Genomic DNA, 18,839 nt, shown 5'->3' with positions numbered 1-18,839 from the left:
GGGCAGCTGCCCCTCCAGGACGCAGACCAGCAACCTCATCCGCTGTAACTCCTTGGGAGTCATCGAAATCATGTCCTTCTTCATGGGGGACATAATCGCTAAGCAGTTACAGGGGACAAAGTCGCTAAGCTAATACAAGCTCAAACAGCCGTGAAGACAGTCGCCAAAACGGGTGATACGGAATTCCAATACCGTTGCGGTGGGTGGGGCGAACACCCCGCAAGCACGGAGGTCTACAAACGGGTGCTGCAATACGACATCGTGGAGCCGTCGATCCCGAACCAATGACCCGGCCGGGTCCGAAGGGTAACCCGCTCGTTGCGCCACGCCCGCCGCAGGAAACGTGGCCGGAATGGTGAACCGGTTGCTCGGCTACCGCACGCAGCGCACGGAATAGGAGACGTTGCCCGGCGAATATTCCGGGTAACTGCTGGAAAAATAAATGACCCAGGCCTGCCCGGCCTCGTCCTCGACGGTCGTCGACGACCAATACCACGCGCATTCATCCGGCAGGTCCGGCGTCCCGTAGCAACTGTTGTTCGGGCCGGCCCAACCTTCGCATTCGTAGCAGGAATCATCCGCGCAGGAAGAGTTCGTGCATTCATCGGTCACGCCGCAGGTGCCGCTGGTCTCGGTGGTCTCGCAGCCTTTGATCAGGGTGCGCAATTCGCTGATCGTCGGCAACCGCCAACCGCCGCTGCCGAGGTCCAGATTCTGGCAATAGGCTTTGGCTTCGGTCCAACCCATGGTATCGCCGGCCGGCGTGACCTGCCAGTTCAAACCGGTCGCCGCATCGGTCCAGGTGCCCGACTCGTCAGCCGTATCGTCGTCATCGCCGGCCGCGTCATCATCGGCCGCATCGTCGTCCGCCGCGTCATCGTCGGCGGCATCGTCGTTGTCGTTGTCGTCATCGTCGCCGCCGCCGGCGCACGAAAGCAGCAATCCCAAACCGAAAAACAACACCGCCAAAATCGAGCAAAAAATAAACTTCTTCATGGCTCTCTCTGGTTGTAGGGTATTAAGTCGTCATCATGATAGACCTTGACCCGTTCACGCTCAACTATTCTCTTTTCCGGCGCGGCCAGTCGATCGGGAACGCGGCCGGAATCGTCCATCGCCGCGCTCGGCAGCTAACTGGTGTCAAGCGACGGCGGTCGGTTTTAAAGATAATCCGGCACAAAAAAGGGCAGGCGCGCGCCTGCCCGGTTCGATGGGTGTCTTCCGTTCCGTCTCAATTCCATTCGTAGGCGAAGAAATTGTCAAAGTACGGCACCCCGCTCTCATCCACGCCGGAGTAATCCGCAATGACAAACCGGCCGAGCGAGGTGATGGTCGCATTCGGGTTGAGGGGGACATCCTCGCACGAAGTCATCACGCCGTTGGCCCACACGTCCACCGTCGCGTCCGCCAGATCCACGTCCAGGCGAATGCGATACCACGTGGAAGGCGAGTAAACGCCGCACAACCGGGTATCGGTGAAGTAATCGAGAATCATATGGGAGTTCTCGCCGATCAGACTGAACACGGCGGCTCGCGTGCTTTCATCCTGGTTCAATTGCAGATTTGCATCGCCCGGATTGGGCGGCGCGTAAATGTCGAATTCCAGCGCCAGGTGATCCGAGGTGTGCGTGAAAGGATAAGCGGCATACGCCTCGTTGCCGGCCAGATCGGCGCCGGCGACGCCGAGGAGTTTGCCCTCCCCGCCCTTGGCAGTCGGGTTTTCCAGAATTTCGATATAGCTGTTGCCCGCTTCGGTTACCAGCCACGGCGACGGCAGATCACCGAGTGAATAATCCGAAAAATCGATCGAGAACAATTCGGTGGTATCATCGTCATCGTTATCGTCGTCATCGTCATCGTCGTCCGCCGCGTCGTCGTCGGCGGCATCGTCGTCCGCCGCATCGTCGTCCGCCGCGTCGTCGTCGGCGGCGTCGTCATCCGCCGCATCATCGTCGGCGGCATCGTCATCGGCGGCATCGTCGTCCGTTGCATCATCGTTGTCGTCGTCATCGTCGCCGCCACAGGAGATTGCCAAACCCAGACTCAGACATAACGCCAATACCAGTAAGAGAAGATAGTACTTTTTCATTGCCCAATCCTCGTTGAGTGGATGTTTACGGCGTTGAAATATACCCAAAAGCGCGACAAACGCCAAAAGAATTTCCGCCCGATCGTCCGACGTCGGCACTTTTTGGAAAATAAACTGCCGATGATTTCATTGCGGCGGCGCAAAAAAGGGCAGGCGCGCGCCTGCCCTTGACCAAAATTAATTTTCCCCTACGGCGTCAGGCGCCCCATGAGGCGCGGGAAGGGTATCGTTTCGCGCACGTGCTTGAGGCCGCAGATCCACGAGACGGTGCGTTCGACACCCAGGCCGAAGCCCGCGTGCGGCACCGAACCGTAGCGGCGCACGTCGAGGTACCACTCGAAGTACTCTTGCGGCAGTTCGTGGTGTTTGATCTCGGCGATCAGCTTCTCGATGTCGTCCTCGCGCTGGCCGCCACCGATGATTTCGCCGTAGCCTTCCGGAGCGAGCATGTCGACGCCGCACGCCAGTTCGGGACGCTGCTCGTCCTTCTTCATGTAGAAGGCCTTCACCACCGCCGGATAATGATGCACCATCACCGGCCGGTCGAGTTGGCTGGCCAGCACCGTCTCCTCGTCGCCGCCGAAATCGTCGCCCCACGTGAAGGGGACGCCGGCCTTTTTCAGGGTTTCCACCGCCTCGTCGTAGTGCATCCGCGGGAACGGCCGCTTGACGGCCTCGAGTTTGGCGAGATCCCGCTCCAACGCGATCAACTCCGGCTTTCGATGTTCCAGGCATTGCGCGACGATGTACTCGACGAATTCCTCCATCAGGTCCATGTCGCCGTTGAGGTCCATGAACGCGACCTCGGGCTCGACCATCCAGAATTCGGTCAGGTGGCGGCGGGTCTTGGATTTTTCGGCGCGGAACGTCGGGCCGAAGCAATAGACCTTGCCGAAGGCCTGGCAGGCCGGTTCCATGTAGAGCTGGCCGCTCTGGGTGAGGTAAGCCGTTTCGTCGAAATAGTTGGTCGCGAACAGGTTCGACGTGCCCTCGCAGGCGTTGGGCGTGAAGATCGGCGCGTCGACCAGCGTGAAGCCGTGCCCGTCGAAGAAGTCGCGGATCGCCTTCACGATCGTGTGCCGCACCCGCAGGATGGCGTGCTGCCGCCGGCTGCGAATCCAGAGGTGGCGGTTGTTCATCAGAAAATCGACGCCGTGGTCTTTCAGGGTGATGGGGAATTCCTGAACGACCTTGCTGATCACCTTGAATTCCTTGACCGCCATTTCGACGCCGATCGGGCTGCGCTGGTCGGCTTTGATTTCGCCGGTCACTTCCAGGCTCGACTCGTAGGGCAGCTTGTCGGCCTCGTTGAAGGTCGCCTCGTCGAAATCGCCCTTGAACATGACGCATTGCACGGTTTCGGTGCCGTCGCGCACCTGCAGGAAATGCAGTTTGCCGGAGCTGCGCTTGTTGTACAGCCAGCCGCGGAAGGTGACGGTTTCACCGACGTGCTTGTGGGCGTCGGCTATATAAACGTATTGGCTCATGACGGTTTATCCTTTCTCTTTGACCGCGATGTGCAGTTCGTCCAATTGCTGCGGGCCGGCCTCGCTGGGCGAGTCGGTCATCAGGTCCGCGGCCTTCGCCGTTTTCGGGAAGGCGATCACGTCGCGGATCGACGTCGAACCCGTGAGCAGCATGATGATGCGGTCCAGCCCGAAGGCGAGGCCGCCGTGCGGCGGCGTGCCGTACGACAGGGCTTCGAGCAGGAAGCCGAATTTGTTTCGCGCTTCCTCCTCGCCGATGCCGATGGCGCGGAACATCTGGCTCTGCACCTCGGCCCGGTGAATACGAATCGAGCCGCCGCCGATTTCATTCCCGTTCCACACCATGTCGTACGCATTTGCCCGGACCCTGCCCGGATCGGTTCCGAGCAAGGCGAGGTCCTCCTCTTTGGGGCTGGTGAACGGGTGATGCATCGCGTAGAAACGCTGATCCTCCTCGTTCCATTCGAGCAACGGAAAGTCCACGACCCAGAACAGATCGTGGCGGTTCTCGTCGATCAGCTTCAGATCCTGGGCCAGACGCAGCCGCAGGGCGCCCAGCGCGTCGCCAACGACCTTCAGCCGGTCGGCGACGATGAAAATCGAGTCGCCGTCCGCCGCGCCGAACTCGGCGATCAGCGCGCGCTGCGCGTCCTCGGTCAGGAACTTGGCGGCGCCGCCGGCGAGCAGCCCGCCCTGTACTTTCAGCGCGACCAGGCCCTTGGCGCCGTAAATTTTCACGAACTCGGCCAATTCGTCGGACTGCTTGCGGCTGAACGAGCCGGTCACGGCGATGCCGCGCACCGCGCCGCCGGCGGCCAGGGCGTTCTGGAACACGGAAAATTCGCAGCCTTTCAGCAGGCCGCCGAGGTCGTGAATCTCGGCGCCGAACCGGCGGTCGGGCTTGTCGGAGCCGTAGCGCGCCATGGCCTCGGCGAAGGTCAGGCGATCGAACGGCAGGCGCAGCTCGATGCCGCGCATCTCGCGCAGCAGCACGGCCATCAGGTTTTCCATGATCGGCAACAGGCTGTCCTGGTCGAGAAAGCTGGTTTCGATGTCGATCTGGGTGAATTCGGGTTGCCGGTCGGCGCGCAGATCCTCGTCGCGGAAGCATTTGACGATCTGGAAATAGCGGTCGAAGCCCGACACCATCAACAGTTGCTTGAAGAGCTGCGGGCTTTGCGGCAGCGCGTAGAACTTGCCCGGATGCACGCGGCTGGGCACGAGGTAGTCGCGCGCGCCCTCGGGCGTGGTCTTGGCCAGCACCGGGGTTTCCACCTCGATGAAGCCCTGTTCGCTCAGGTAGCGGCGGACGATCTGGCAGGCCCGGTGCCGCTGGAAGATGATCTTCTGCGCGCGCGGCCGGCGTAGGTCGAGGAAGCGCCACTTCAGGCGCACGTCCTCGCTGGTGTCGATCTCGTCCTCGATCGGAATCGGCGAGGTCTGCGCCTCGTTGAGGATCTTCAGCTCCAGGGCGGTCACTTCCACCGCGCCGGTGGCCATGTCCTTGTTTTCCTGGCCTTCCGGACGGCGATGAACCTGCCCTTTGATCGCGACGACAAATTCAGGCCGCAGGGCCTTGGCTTTTTCGTGCAGCACGGGGTTGAGTTCGGGATTGAAGACGATCTGCACGAGGCCTTCGCGGTCGCGCAGGGTAATGAAAATCAAGGCGCCCAGATCGCGGCGGCGCTGCACCCAGCCCATCAGGGTATGGGTCTGCCCGTCGTGTTCGGCGCGCAATTGCCCGCCATAGATCGATCTTTTCCAGCCACCGAGCGCTTCCGCCATCACGGCCTCCCAAAAATGAAAGATTCGAACTTTGTAACACGTTGCGTTATCAAGTCAATGAGCCTGGCGACATTCGTCGGCATTTTCACGTTTCACAAAGCGAATCACTTGAAAAAGAAGAGGCTTTCACCGTATATTAAGCGAGTCGGGACAATGGCTTATCAGTGAGAAAAAAAAGATTACAACTTCGATGCATCATCACCGCCGCGAATTTTCATTCACGTTTTTCATTAAACGCCAAATCAATCAACTGACCATCAGAACCGCCTATCATTTTGGCGGGCGGGTGAATTTTTTTATTCTGGTGTTTTTGTGTTTGCTTGTGTTGACCATGTTCAGCGGTTTTTCGTTGCTGTTTTTTCACCAGCCGACCCACCTTTATTTTTCGCTCGTGCTGATCCACATGGGTTTCGGGATGGCGGATCAGTTGCTTCTGGTATTGCTGGCATTTCAACGTTTTCGGCGACATCTCGGTTGGCCGCCGACGATCCTGAAAATCCCGCTTTACCTGTCAATCCTGGCCAGCAATTGGTTGCCATTGACCGGCGAGATGCTGTTGGGTTGGACCACCTTGATGCTGATCCTCGATTGGTTCCTCACCTCTTACCAATTGAAAAAAATGGGGGTGAGCCCAATTGACCGGAAAAAATGGCGCTCCTGGTTCCTTGATTACGCCATTTTATTGCAATGCATGATGACCGGGTTGTTCATTACGCTGGGTTGCCTACCGTTCCTGCTGACCTATCACAAAATCCACGGTTTGACCCTGCCGTTTCTCGTCTCCTGGTTCTTGATCCGGCAAATTCACCACCTGCCGCATTCCCAGGGAAAATGGGTCTGGCTGGGATTGGCGGCGTTCGTGGCATTGACCAGCTCGCTGTTCTACCTGAAAAATGTCTGGCGCGGCGATGAAACCGATTTGAAATATCCCCAGGTTCATCGCACCGTCGAACGACAGCAAGACGTGCCAAAACTTCGGCCGCTTGCCGCTCGTCACCTGACGGAGTCCGCTTCCTGTTCCGGGACCGGTTGTCATGACACGTTAGTCGAACAATGGCGCGGTTCTTCCCACCGTTTCGCGGTGAACAACCAGTTTTTCCGCAAGGTCGTTCAGGTTTACATCGAAATGGAAGGCACCGAATACGTGCGCACCTGCATCAATTGCCACGATCCGGTTGGCGCCTTCTCGCTCGACACCGAACAGAAATACGCCAGCGGCGAAATCAACAACCCCGAAGGCATTTCCTGCAAGGCTTGCCATTTAATCACCGATTACGACGCGGTTCGCGGCAATGGACTCTATACCGTTCGGGAGCCCGAATCCTATCCGGATGACGGCGCGCCGGAAAAAACCGAAGCCCGCCGGCAGCATGACCTGGCGCTGCACCTGGATATCCGCCGCCATCTGCGAAATTATCGCCGGAAAGGTTTGTATCGACCGGGCGAATACTGCGTAACCTGTCATCTGGTGACGGTGCCCCAGGAAGTAAGTGGCGGCGATTCGTTCCATTTGCATACCTTGTTCGAGCAATGGCGCAAATCGCCCTGGGCCGATCACCAAAACTGTGTCGATTGCCATCTGCCCCGTTTTCAGATGGATGAAAACGGTTATCTATTTTTTGACCATCGCATCATGGGCATCAACACGGATTTGCTCGTTTCGGCCGACATCCCCGAGAGCGAAAAACTGTCGGTCATGGATTTCAACCAATGGTCGGCGCGTTATCTGGCGGGTGATTTGCGTTTCGGCAGCTATCAGATCCTCGCCGATCCGCGCCTCTATCTATTCCGAAAAAATCCCAACCGAAGACCCAACGCCTTGACGCTGTACACCCCGGAAGAAATCCGGCGGTACAAGACTGGCGTTTATTTTCTTGCCGGCGGGCCCATCATCGACCTTGCCGTCGATATCCCGGCGAACACCGAGGCGGACGGCGCACTGCAGATCAAGACAAAAACCACCAACGTCCGTGTCGGGCACAATTTTCCTTCCGGCCCGATCGACGTTCAGGAAATTTGGTTGGAAGCCGTCCTGCAGGACGCGACGGGAAATGAAGTCTACCATCTTGGAGGGCTGGATCCGTATCGGTTCGTCGATCCGACCGCGCCGATCTTAGGCAGCCGCGGGATCATCGACGCAGAGGGAAAGCCTTTGTTGAAGCACGAGTTCTGGCGCGCCGCCAAGACCATCGACAAACGGGTGTTGGAGCCGTTCGGTTCGACGGAGGATCGATTGACCCTGCCGCTGGCGGGTCTACCTGCCGGCAAATACACCCTGAAAGTGCAGTGGAATTTCCGGCGGATGAATCAGCGGATCGTCAATTGGGTCTGGCCGAAAAAAAATAAAACCATGCCGATTGTGATCCTCGACTACAGCCGGTATGAATTGACGATCACCGATCGACCAGACGGATTTCGCAGCGTTGCGACAACGCTACTCCAACGGCCGCCACGATTGCCGTTCGACAATTTTCCGACGCGCGCCGCCGAGTTCGACGAGGAAGCCGCATCCCGCCCTTGACGAAACCGCCGCGATCACTCATTAGAGAAAGACCAAGTCGATCGTTGCATCCGGTTTCGCAAACCCTTACCCACGAGCCGCATCGATGACCGAAAAAGAACTGGCCGCCGCCGGCGGCGATCCGGGTTTCAAAACGCAATTCGCCTATTCCTTCGGTTTGTTTCCCTCGGGATTGCTTTCCGGCATCATGGGCGCCTGGCTGATGTACTATTACTGCCCGCCCGCGGATTCCGGCGCCGTCACTTATATCAACCCGGCGACCTTCGGTTTTTTGATGTTCCTGCTCAATATCCCCTCGGCGCTGGCCGATCCGACCGTGGGCCACTTTTCGGACCGCACCCGCAGTCGCTGGGGCCGCCGCCTGCCGTACATCCTGTTCGGCGCGCCGGTGCTGGCCTTGTCGTTCGTGCTGCTGTGGTTTCCGCCGGTTCACGGCGAGTCGCCGTTCAACGTCGCCTGGATGTTCGGTACCGTCCTAATTTACTTTCTTTCGTTCACGGCGGTGGTGAACCCGTTTCTGGCGATCATGCCGGAGATCTGGCAGACCGAAAAAGGCCGGATGAGCGTCAGTTCGTTGATGTCGGTCACCCAGGGCGTCGGCACGCTGCTTTCGTTCGCGGCCGGCGCGCTGATTTCGGCGCTGGCCGGCGGCGTGCTTTTCCTCGGCCTGAAGCTCAACCCCTACATGGTGGTCGGGCTGCTGGGCGGCGCGCTTTGCCTGTTGGGCTATCTGCCCACCCTGCGTTACATCCGCGAAACGCCTTACAACGAAAAGAAGGAAATCCCTTACAGCATCTGGCGGTCCGGTTGGCAGACGCTGAAAAACCCGGCCTTCCTGCCCTACCTGCTCTCGGTCGCCGCGGTCAACACCTCCACGACGCTGATCATCGCCATGCTGCCCTACCAGGCAACGGTCATCGCCGGTTCGACCGAGGGCATCGCAGGGGCGCTGCTGGGCGCCCTGATGCTGCTGGCCATGCTCTGTCTGCCGCTGGTCAACTGGATCACCGGCAAATACCCGCGCCGGATCGTCTACCTCGTTTGCTGCTTCGCGATGAGCGTGGTCATCGGCCTATTGTATTTTTCCAGCGCCCTGCCCGGCGTGCCGCCGCTGCTCTTCATGGGCGTCGTGCTGTTTTTCGCCGCGCCGTTCGTGTCGGTGTTTTTGGTCGTACCGCGCACGATCCTCGCCGACGTGATGGACTACGACGAAAAGATCACCGGCTACCGGCGCGAGGCGATGTACAACGGCATGGAAAGCCTGATCGGCAAGCTGCCGATCGGCCTGGCGCCGTGGATCATGGGCTTGCTGTTCACACACTACGGCAACACCGTCGCCAACCCCGCCGGCATCAAGCTGTGCGCCTTCGCCAGCGGCGGCATCGCCCTGCTGGCCTTCGTCGCGTTCCTGTTCTATCCGCTGAAAAAATAGCAACCGCCGCCGCGGCGTTGCCGGCCGGTCGTTTGTTTTTTCCCCAGGATTAATAATTACGATTGTGCTATCTTTCTTTCTATGAATTGGAATAATAAAAGGCAGTCGCGCCTCGGACGGATTATTTTGACCGGCATGATTCTGTTCATCGCCGGCTGTGGTCGCTCACCTGACCATCAATCTCCCATCGACGACGCCACGATTCTCACCGTCACCTTCGCCGGCGACCTGGGTCTGGGTCTGGCCGTTCAATCCTATCCGTGGATCGAAAAGAACGGGTATCACGCCGCGTTTGCCAACGTGCGACCGGTCATCAAGGACACCGATTTTTTCATCCCGAATCTGGAAAGCCCGATTACCGATCCCGAAACGCCAAGCATTTTCCCCAAGCGCCGTCCCCGCCAACCGCCGGAAGTCGCGACCGCACTGCAGGACGAAGGGGTGACGATCGTCGGCCTGGCCAACAACCATCAGATGGATTTCGGCAAGCCCGGCCTGGATTCCACCTTGAAATATTTGCACGCGGCCGGAATCAAAACCTTCGGCGCCGGCGAGAACCTGGCCCAAGCCACGGAACCGCTCATCCTCGAAAAGAACGGGTACAAGGTGGCCGTCGTCGCCGGCTGCCGGCCGCGCAAATGGCAACTGCTGGCGACCGACGAGCTGGCGGGCGTGGCGCCGCTGGAGCGAAAACCCTGGAGCAAGGCCATCAAGAAAGCGAAGAAAAAAGCCGATTTCGTCGTCGCCCTGCCGCACTGGGGCGAATGCAACAAATCGAAAATCAGCGATGAAGAAAAAAAATACGCCCAAATCACCGTGGACGCAGGCGCCGATCTGGTGATCGGGCACCATCCGCATATCCCGCAGACCATGGAGATCATACGCGGCGTACCGGTCCTGTACTCGATCGGCAATTTCATCTTCCACGGCATCCGCCAAATCGAACTGGAGAAGGGCCCCCGCAATCTGCGCTTCGATTACAGTTGGGTGACCAAGGTCGAATGGACGCGGCGCGGACTCAAGTCGATCACCATCATCCCGTTTTTCAACAACAACCTGAAAACGGATTTTACCCCGCGACCCGCCGAGCCGAAAAACGCCCGCTGGCTTTACGAACGCCTTTTACCCGAGGGCTATTGGGAACAGACCGGCAACCGCGCCGTGATCCGTTTTCTCTGAATCGCTTTTCTTTCAGGTCGCTCGCCTTTACGTCGCGGCGAGCCGCGCCTACAATTTACTCATGAAAATCATTGAACTCGCGGCCGAGCACAAAGCGCAGTTCGCCTGCTGCCTCGAAGAAGAATCGACCGAGGCGAAGGATGCCGGACCGCGCCGCGCCTGCTGGATCGATCGCTTTCTCGCCCGCGGCCTGTGCGCCAAACTCGCGGTGGATGACAACGGCATGGTCGGCGGCATGATCCAATACCTTCCCATCGAGCAATCGACCGTCGACGGCCGGGGGCTCTACTTCATTCCCTGCATCTGGGTGCACGGCCATAAGACGGGCCGCGGCAATTTTCAAGGGCACGGCATGGGCCGCGCGCTGCTCGCGGCCGCCGAAGCCGACGCCCGCGCGCTCGGCGCCACGGGGATGGCCGCTTGGGGGTTATGGATTCCGGTTTGGATGAAGGCCTCGTGGTTCAAAAAGCACGGCTATCAAAAAGCGGATCGGAACGGCGTTTCGCTGCTGGTCTGGAAGCCGTTCACCGCCGAGGCGCAAAAGCCGCGTTGGTTCCGGCCGCGCCGGGAGTTACCCGCGAACGTGCCGGGCAAGGTCACCGTGACCGCCTTCGTCAACGGCTGGTGTATGGTCGGAAACCTCAACCTCGAACGCGCCCGCCGCGCCGCCGCCGAGTTCGGCGATTGGGTCGTGTACCGTGAAATCGACGTTTCGGAACATACCGCCATGGCCGAATGGGGCCGCTCCGACGAGATTTTCATCAACGGCAAGCCGGTGTTTGCGGGTCCGCCGGTGAATTACGAAAAGATTCGCCGCCACATCGAGAAGCAAGTGCGGCGTTTGCCGGCCTGAAGCGGACGTTGACCTTCGGTAGGCCGGCGAAGCATTCGTCATCCGCACGGATAAGCTTTTTCGAATATCAGCGGCACGAAAAGACGGCGAGGGTTTTCATCCGTAGGAGCACCCTTCCGGGTGCGATACCGGATCGCGCCTGAAAAGGCGCTCCTACCAAGGATCGATGAAAGTATCGCGGCTGCTAAGCCGCTCCTACCTTGGCAAAGCCTCCGAATGACGAAAATGTGGAAGCGCCGCGGTCGGGATGTTCCTACTTCTTCTTTTTAAAATTCAGATCCAGCAGGCTTTTGCTGCCGGACAGCAACGTTTTTTGCGGGACGGCGCCCAGCGGTTTCGGGCGCTTGGCCGGCTTGGGCTTGGGTTTGGCCGGCGCGGCTTTTTTCGCGGTTTTTTTCGGAGCGACGGCTTTTTTCTCGGGAACCTTGGCGGCCGGTTTCGGTTTGGCCGGGGCCTTCGCGACGCGCGGCTTGTCGATCGGCTTTTTCACGACCGGCCGTTCGACGACCGGCGCTTCGACGACCGGCGCTTCGACGACCGGCGGCGGAGGCGGCGGCGCCACGACGGGTTCCGGCGCCGGAACGGGCGCTTTGGCCGGGGCTTCGTCGAGCAGCCCTTCCAGGCGTTTCAGCAGGTTCTCGACTTTCTCCACCTGCCCCGACAGATCGCGCAGGCGTTTGGCTTGCCGATCGACGGCCCATTCGACCTGTTGCTTGTCGGCGAGGTTGGGCAGACCCGCGAGGCCGTAAATCGCGCCCAGGAACCGGTCGGCGCGCTTTTTGGACTCCAGCAGTTGTTGGAATTTCTTCATGCCTTCCGGCGTACTGAGGTATTTCATCGCCCGTTTGGTCAGGTTTTTTTTAAGGCGCTCGGGCAAACTTTTTTTCTCGCTCATCATCGGCCTCCCGGAATCGCTCACCAGCGGTACGACATGCTCACGCCGGTGGATAGAACATAGCCGCTCGCCTCGATCGCGTCGAAGGGATAGTCGGAATCCACCAGGTCCTTCTCGATGCGAATCGGCACGAGGTAATGATACTGTCCATAGGCATCGAGGGAAAGATTGCGGTTGAAGGTCACTCCCGCGCCGACGCTGGCGACGTGTTTGTCGGTGTCCACCAGATTGACGTACCCTCTTTCGGGCTCGAAGGGTGACGGCTGATAACTGTAGCCGGCCCGCGCGGCGAACTGCATTTCCTGCACCCAGAGCACACCGGAGATCGGCGAAAAGTGGTGCTCGACGCCGAGGCGGGGAACGAAAATGTCGTGCGTCCGGGGTTTGATGATCGCCTTCGAGGGCAGGCGCAATTTGAGGGCGGTGCGTAATCCGGGCACGGCGACCTGCACCGGCGGCAACGGCCCCACCGTGCCGATGATCGGCACCGACAGCGTCCGCAGGCGCGCCTGCAGGGTCGTGGGCAGGGTCGAAAGCTTGACGGTGAAATCGTCGACCGTCAGCCGCAGGTCGGGCGCCGGATATTCCGACCAGTCGTACCAGGTGACGTCGCTGGTCAGCGTCCAGGCGTCGCCGATCTTCGCCGAGGCGCCGAACGCGGCCTCCTGCGGTTTCCAGTGATCGCTCATGTCGGCCACGACGCGGATCGGCAGCGAGGCGTTGACGACCAGCGAGCCGTCGAGTCCGTCGAGTTCCAGTGGCACACGCAACACGCGGTTGCCCAAGGCCGGCGCGCGGATTTCCACGGTTCCCTTGAGCGGCAGCAGGCCCGGCGCGATTTGATCCAGTTCCGACAGGTTGATCGTGTAATTTTCCAGGTCGAGCCGCGCCCGCACGTCGACCGTCACGTCCCACTGAAACGAACCGCGGTAGGAAGCGCCCAGGCGCAGCCATTCGAAGGGCCGCACCATGACGCCGGCGTACGGCGTGTAGCTGAACGGAAAATCGAGGGTCAGGTCGGAAGGAATGTCGAGTTTCTGCGCCTCGGAATTGGTCTGCGAGGTCAGGTCGCCGCCCTCCATCTTGACCGGAATGGAAAACGTGCCCTTGCTGTTGGCGAAAATACTGACGCCGCCGCCCACGCTGAACGCGGGAATCGGCATGAAGGAGAAGCCGACGTAGGTCTCGCCGCGCTTGACGCGGTTTTCGTACATGATGAACGACGGCAGATGGGTGTCGATCGGATGCAACCGGATCACCACGTCGGTCGGCAGATAGGCCAGCATGCCCAAGGCCAGGTATTTGTTGAGCCGCGAGGTGAAGCCGACGTAGTAGCCGTTGGTGTCGTCGATGTTGGTGCGGCGCCGCTCCAGCTTGTTCAGGTCGTTCGCTTCGCGCTTGGAGGTGCCGGGCGCGGGTTCGAGGTTCAGATCGAAGTAATCGCGGGCGGTGATGTAGCCGAACGCCAGGTGGGTGTCTTCCGTGTACGCCATGCCGGCCGGATTGTAGAAGACGGCCGAGTAATCGTCGGCCAGGCCGGTGAAGGCGCCGCCCATGCCGATAGCGCGCGTGCCGAAGCCGTAGGTATCCAGCGGATCGGCCTGTGCCGACCGCACACCCAGGAAAAAGGAAATGCCCATCAGGCAAAACGCGATGAGGTGCACGATTCTTAAAGGTTGATGCATCGGTCCGGTCCGCAACGCCCTGTTGTCAAAATTTGTCGAACTATAGCTTGTCGAGGCATTTGCCGCAACAAGCGGCGCAAAAACCGCGAACCGACGCCCGTTTCGTCGCGGCGGTTGACAATCGTTTCCGGCGTTACCACGTTTTCCGCAAGCCTTTGTAAGGAAACCGCCATGACCACGCCTAACTATTCGATTCGCAGCGAATTGTCGCTGCCCCTCGACGACGCGTTGGCCAAGGTCACCGCGGCGCTGGCCAAGGAAGGGTTCGGCATCATCACCAAGATCGACCTGAAGGAAAAACTGAATGAAAAATTGAGCGTGGAAATCGATCCGTACCTGATTCTCGGCGCCTGCCTGCCCGCCTTCGCCTACCAGGCCATCCAGGCGGAAAAGGAAATCGGGTTGTTTCTGCCCTGCAACGTCATCGTTTACCGGGAAGGCGCCAAGACCGTGGTCGCGGCGATCAACCCGCTCGAAGCGATGAGTTCGATCGACAACGAAAAAATGACCGAAATCGCCCGGGAGGTCACCGCCCGCCTGCGACGGGTCATTCAAAGCCTGGATTGACCGGACGCCGTTTTCGTGAATCATGGCCGGGCAACGAAACGGGACGAGGAACATGCCGATACAGCTCATGAACCTGCCGGTCAGTCCGGAATATCACCAGACGCGCTTGGACGTCTTCCTGGCCAATTGCCATCCGGACCTGTCGCGGAAAAAGGCCGCCGCGCTGATTGAATCGGGCGCGGTGCGGGTCGATGATCGCCTCGTGATCACCAAGGCGTTTCTCGTCAGCGCCGGGCAGACGGTCGCCATCGACCGGCCGACCACGGTGCTGGCGGCCTCGCCCGACGAAACGCATTTTCTCGCGGTGCTTTACGAAGACGACGACCTGGCGGCGGTCATCAAACCGGGCGGCGTGCACAGCGCGCCCCAACGCGGCGGCGAACGCGGCACCCTGGCGCAGTTCCTGCTGGCGCGCTTTCCGGAGATGGCGGCGGTCGGTTTCTCGCCGCTCGAGCCGGGGCTTTGCCACCGGTTGGATTTCTGGACTTCCGGCGTGCTGCTGGCCGCGAAAAAGCAGCCGATTTTCAAAGCCGTGCGCCTGGCGTTCGACCTGCACGAAATCAAAAAAGAGTATCTCGCGCTCTGCGCCGGCTCGCCGCCGGACCGCTTTCGCATCGAAGCGCCGATCGCCCATCCCACGCGCCGCGCGGCGCATGTCGTCACCGACGAGAAAAAAGGCCGCGGCGCCGTGCCGGCGGCCACCGAATTCGAAACCCTCGAACACTTTGCGCACGCCGCGCTCGTACGGGCCGTCTGCCATACCGGCGCGATGCACCAGGTGCGCGCCCACTTGAAAGAAGCCGGCCATCCGCTGTTGGGAGACACCGTGTACGGCGGGCCGCCGGAACCGGACAAGCGCTTTTGGCTGCACGCCGCGACGATCGAATTGCCGCATCCGCGCACCCGCCGGCCGCTTTTCGTGGAATGCCCGTTGCCCGCGGATTTCGAGGCGCGCCTAGCGGCGCTGCACGGCGAAAATCCGCCGGAAACGGAAGAAATGGACGAGGATTGATCCGGCCGCTCAGCCGCGCTTCAGGTTCTGCTTGCGCCACCACTGGTACAGCGTCATGCCGGCCAGAACCCGCACCGCTTTTTCCGGCGTGTTGAACGCGACGATCTTCTCGCCGCCGTCCACCGGCAGGATCACCCGGTTGTGCCGCTTGTCGAGCGACACGTTGACCACCGGCTTGCCGTACTGTTTGACCATCCGGGCGATGTCCTTGCGGAACATCATTTCGAAAGAATCGCGGATGCCGGCGAACTGCGTCAGGGTCTCGTCGCTGACCGTTTCCGGCGCGATGGAGTGCGCCGCTTCGGCGATTTCGTAAGCAAACGACGACGAGCCGATCAGGCCGAGCGTGATCACCGCGTCGAAAGCCGGGGATTGCATCGCCAGTTCCAGCGCCGTCGAGTAAAGCACCGGATCGACCTGGCCGACCAGGTCGACCGGGTTGGAGCGGCTCCAGAACGACGGCAGGATGCCGTCGAGCTTGGCAATGATGTCGGCGGGCAACGACGGCAGCGTCAGGCTGTATTCGTTGCACAGATCGGTGGCGACCACGCCCCAGCCGCCGCCGAGGGTGATGACGCAAACGCGGTTGCCCTCCGGCATCGGCAGATTTTCGAGGCCAGCGGCGCCGTCGATGAGGTCCATCGGGTGCTTGACCAGGATGACGCCCGCCTGGCGCATCGCGCCGCGCCAGATCTCGTTGCTGCCGGAGAGCGCGCCGGTGTGGCTGGCCGCCGCGCGGGCGCCCTCGTCGGTGCGGCCGCTCTTCAGAAGCACGATCGGCTTGCGCAGGGCGACGTCGTGGGCGACGCGCAGGAAGCGCTGGCCGTTGTCCACGCCCTCGAGGTAGGCCAGGATCGCCGTGGTCGAATCGTCCTGCCCCAGGTAGGCGAGCAGATCGGTACAAGTCAGATCGGCTTCGTTGCCCGAGCCGAAGAACTTGTTCACGCCGACGTCCTGTTCCTCGGCCCACATCATGACCTGCGCCCCGAGATTGCCGCTCTGGCTGATCATGCTGATGCCGCCCGCCAAAGGCGTGGCGACCGAACCGGTCATGCACAGCTTCTGTCGGGTGGAGATCATGCCCATCGTGTTGGGCCCGAGCAGCCGCATGCCGGCGGCCCGCGCCTTCGCCACGACTTCCCGTTCCAGTTCCGCGCCCGCGGCGCCCGTCTCGCTGAACCCGCTGGTTACGATCACCAGGTTTTTCACGCCGACCGCCGCGCATTCGTCGATCGACGGCAGCACTTTCTCTTTCGGCACCGTGATGAACGCCAGGTCCACCGGACCGGGGCACGCTTGCAGGGTCGGATAGGCCGTCCGGCCCAGGATGGTCTTGGCCTTGGGATGAATCGGGTAGACCGCGCCCGCGAAACCGCCGTGAATCAGGTTGGCGGTGAGCATGCTGCCCCATTTGATGAATTGTTCGCTGGCGCCGATGATGGCGACGCTTTTCGGGTAACAGAGTTCATCGAGTTTTCGGACCAGTTCGGGATCGATCACCGAAGCGAATGTCGCGTCCGTCTTTGCACTTGCCGTCATGGTAATCCGCCCTTCGGCTAAATTGTGCGGCCAAGTTTAGGCGGTCGGGCGAGGCTCGGCAAGGTCGAAATTCGGCCGGCGGGAGGCCGGTTTTCTACATTGACGCCGGTTGCCGGTTCACGCTAAGTAATGACACACCCTCAAAAATATAGGCGTCGGCATGACCCAGGATATCGCGGCATCCCCGAAACGGGAGGTTTCGGAGTCTCATCGCCTGATCGTCGCCCTGGCGCTGGCCCCGTGCTATTTCGTCCACCTGCTGCCGTTCGACATTTTCGTTTTCTTTCAACCGATTCATCCACTGTGGATTCTGGCCGGGGTGGCGCTGCTGATCGCCGGCCGCGTGGCTCTGCCGCGGTTCGCGCCGCGCGCCTACCGGCTGGGCGGCCTGCTCTATTACGCCGTGGTGGCCGCGAACCTGTTGTTTTTTGGCTATTTCGTCTGGCTGCTGGACCGCTCGTTTCTCCTCGTCTGGGCGCTGACGGTCGCCGCGCTGGGCGGCCTGCTTTTTGCCTTCGGAGAACGACGCCGATGGCCGTCACTTTTTTATCTCGCGGCCGCCTACCCGTTTGTGGTGAAAGACCGGTCCTATTTGGTCATTGCGTTGACCCTGCTGGCCATTGCGCTGACCGCGCCGGCTTTCCTCCGTCTTTCGCCCAAGCGAATCGGCCGGACGGCGCTGCTGGCGGCGGGCGCGGTGGCGCTGCTGCTGGCGCGGATCGAACTTTTTTACTACCACGGTGATCCGTCGCTGCTGGGCGAGATTAAAAAGCAGGACCGCGTGACGGCGATTCTGACGCCGGACCAGCGCGGTAGCCGCCAGGCCTGGTCGCTGATCGGCAAGCAGATCCGTTTCGCGGCCGAGGATTTCGGCGGCGCGCGCGTGTTGATCGGTGGCTCGTCGAGGCTGGTGGCCATCGATCGGAATGGCTCGTCGCCCCAGGTCGTCTTCACGGGCACCACCGGCGACGGTCTGGCTTACGCGCCGGCGGCCAGGCGACTGCTGGTGGGCGACTACGCGCGCCGGCGGCTGGTCTGGTTGAACGGCGACGACCTGGCGATCGCCGCGGCCACGCCTTCGCTCGACCGCGCCTTCACCAACGTCTGGCTCGACGAAACGGCGGACATTGCCTTGACCGGCGACGACTTCACGCGCGACATCGGCGTTTTTTCAGCCGGTGGCGAAGGCGCGGGCCGCTTTCTCGACAGCCGCGCCAGCCGCGACGCCGTGCGCGACGAGACGACCGGCGACCTGATCGCCGCCACGCTCCGGCGCGTCCGCTGGATCGACCCCGCGACCGGCGCGACGAAACGCGAACTGGCGGTGCCCTCGTTTCAAATCCGGCTGGAAATCGACGCGCCTCGTCGCCGATTGTACGTCAGCGCCTTTTCGACCGGCGAAATCTGGCGGGTCAACCTCGACAACGGCCGCATCGAACAAAAATTGGAACTGGAACCCGGCATCAGGTTTTTACGCCTGACACCGGACAAGAACACGCTCTTCGCGGCCAATTACCTCAACGGCCGCATTCACCAATTGGCGGCGCCGGAACTGAAAATCGAGCGCACGATCGCGGCCGGCCCGCGCGTGCGATCGCTGCACATCGCGCCCGGTTCGCCATACCTGGTCTTCGGCTCCTCGCTGGGCGCGTTTCGGTATCGCTACGCGGATTAATAGCGGTCGGTGTAAGAGCGGCTTGGCAGCCGCGATCGTGTGTCGGCGTAAGAGCGGCTTGGCAGCCGCGATCCTGTGTCGGCGTAAGAGCGGCTTGGCAGCCGCGATCCTGTGTCGGTG

Annotated in this window: 13 protein-coding genes and 1 pseudogene; 7 read left to right on the top strand and 7 right to left on the bottom strand. The window is 60.9% G+C overall.

What is annotated here, in order from left to right; translation table 11 throughout:
* Window positions 1-372: 372 nt before the first annotated feature.
* The 4 genes and pseudogenes from GX444_19195 to aspS all read right to left on the bottom strand — a co-directional run bounded on the left by GX444_19195 (window position 373) and on the right by aspS (window position 5,361).
* Complete coding sequence (locus tag GX444_19195; protein ID NLH50706.1) at window positions 373-996, bottom strand: DUF1566 domain-containing protein; 624 nt, start codon at window positions 994-996, stop codon at window positions 373-375.
* An 817-nt stretch (window positions 997-1,813) separates the two neighbouring features.
* Window positions 1,814-2,089: pseudogene (locus tag GX444_19190) on the bottom strand (hypothetical protein).
* Window positions 2,090-2,277: 188 nt separating this feature from the next.
* Window positions 2,278-3,576 carry an asparagine--tRNA ligase gene (asnS, locus tag GX444_19185; protein NLH50705.1) on the bottom strand — a complete coding sequence of 433 codons (1,299 nt, stop codon included), beginning with the start codon at window positions 3,574-3,576 and terminating at the stop codon, window positions 2,278-2,280.
* 6 nt (window positions 3,577-3,582) lie between these two features.
* On the bottom strand, window positions 3,583-5,361 hold the full coding sequence (gene aspS / locus GX444_19180; GenBank protein ID NLH50704.1) for an aspartate--tRNA ligase: 1,779 nt from the start codon (window positions 5,359-5,361) through the stop codon (window positions 3,583-3,585).
* Between the two features lie 286 nt (window positions 5,362-5,647).
* Here aspS and GX444_19175 point away from each other — a divergent pair, with 286 nt between their 5' ends.
* The 4 genes from GX444_19175 to GX444_19160 all read left to right on the top strand — a co-directional run bounded on the left by GX444_19175 (window position 5,648) and on the right by GX444_19160 (window position 11,346).
* On the top strand, window positions 5,648-7,882 hold the full coding sequence (locus GX444_19175; protein NLH50703.1) for a hypothetical protein: 2,235 nt from the start codon (window positions 5,648-5,650) through the stop codon (window positions 7,880-7,882).
* Window positions 7,883-7,967: 85 nt separating this feature from the next.
* Window positions 7,968-9,314 (top strand): MFS transporter, encoded by a 1,347-nt coding sequence (locus GX444_19170; protein ID NLH50702.1) that lies wholly within the window; start codon window positions 7,968-7,970, stop codon window positions 9,312-9,314.
* A 126-nt stretch (window positions 9,315-9,440) separates the two neighbouring features.
* Complete coding sequence (locus GX444_19165) at window positions 9,441-10,493, top strand: CapA family protein (protein ID NLH50701.1); 1,053 nt, start codon at window positions 9,441-9,443, stop codon at window positions 10,491-10,493.
* Window positions 10,494-10,554: 61 nt separating this feature from the next.
* Window positions 10,555-11,346 carry a hypothetical protein gene (locus tag GX444_19160; protein ID NLH50700.1) on the top strand — a complete coding sequence of 264 codons (792 nt, stop codon included), beginning with the start codon at window positions 10,555-10,557 and terminating at the stop codon, window positions 11,344-11,346.
* Window positions 11,347-11,599: 253 nt separating this feature from the next.
* Here the strand turns inward: GX444_19160 and GX444_19155 are convergent, their stop codons facing one another.
* Together GX444_19155 and GX444_19150 are read right to left on the bottom strand one after the other, a co-directional pair.
* Entirely contained in the window at window positions 11,600-12,241 is a 642-nt protein-coding gene (locus GX444_19155) for a hypothetical protein (protein NLH50699.1), read from the bottom strand.
* A gap of 20 nt (window positions 12,242-12,261) precedes the next feature.
* On the bottom strand, window positions 12,262-13,926 hold the full coding sequence (locus GX444_19150) for a hypothetical protein (protein ID NLH50698.1): 1,665 nt from the start codon (window positions 13,924-13,926) through the stop codon (window positions 12,262-12,264).
* Between the two features lie 171 nt (window positions 13,927-14,097).
* On the opposite strand from GX444_19150, the gene GX444_19145 reads away from it, so the two are divergent.
* A complete protein-coding gene (locus tag GX444_19145; protein NLH50697.1) occupies window positions 14,098-14,493 on the top strand; it encodes a DUF302 domain-containing protein in 396 nt (131 codons plus the stop codon).
* A gap of 52 nt (window positions 14,494-14,545) precedes the next feature.
* Window positions 14,546-15,505, top strand: a complete 960-nt coding sequence (locus GX444_19140; GenBank protein NLH50696.1) for an RluA family pseudouridine synthase — start codon at window positions 14,546-14,548, stop codon at window positions 15,503-15,505.
* Window positions 15,506-15,514: 9 nt separating this feature from the next.
* Here the strand turns inward: GX444_19140 and GX444_19135 are convergent, their stop codons facing one another.
* Complete coding sequence (locus GX444_19135; GenBank protein ID NLH50695.1) at window positions 15,515-17,044, bottom strand: hypothetical protein; 1,530 nt, start codon at window positions 17,042-17,044, stop codon at window positions 15,515-15,517.
* A 160-nt stretch (window positions 17,045-17,204) separates the two neighbouring features.
* Here GX444_19135 and GX444_19130 point away from each other — a divergent pair, with 160 nt between their 5' ends.
* Window positions 17,205-18,719 carry a hypothetical protein gene (locus tag GX444_19130; protein NLH50694.1) on the top strand — a complete coding sequence of 505 codons (1,515 nt, stop codon included), beginning with the start codon at window positions 17,205-17,207 and terminating at the stop codon, window positions 18,717-18,719.
* Window positions 18,720-18,839: the final 120 nt, after the last annotated feature.

This window comes from Myxococcales bacterium, assembly GCA_012517325.1.
Lineage (GTDB): Bacteria > Lernaellota > Lernaellaia > Lernaellales > Lernaellaceae > JAAYVF01.
Note: the sequence above shows the minus strand (reverse complement) of the source record. Positions and strands in the feature narration are given on the sequence as shown.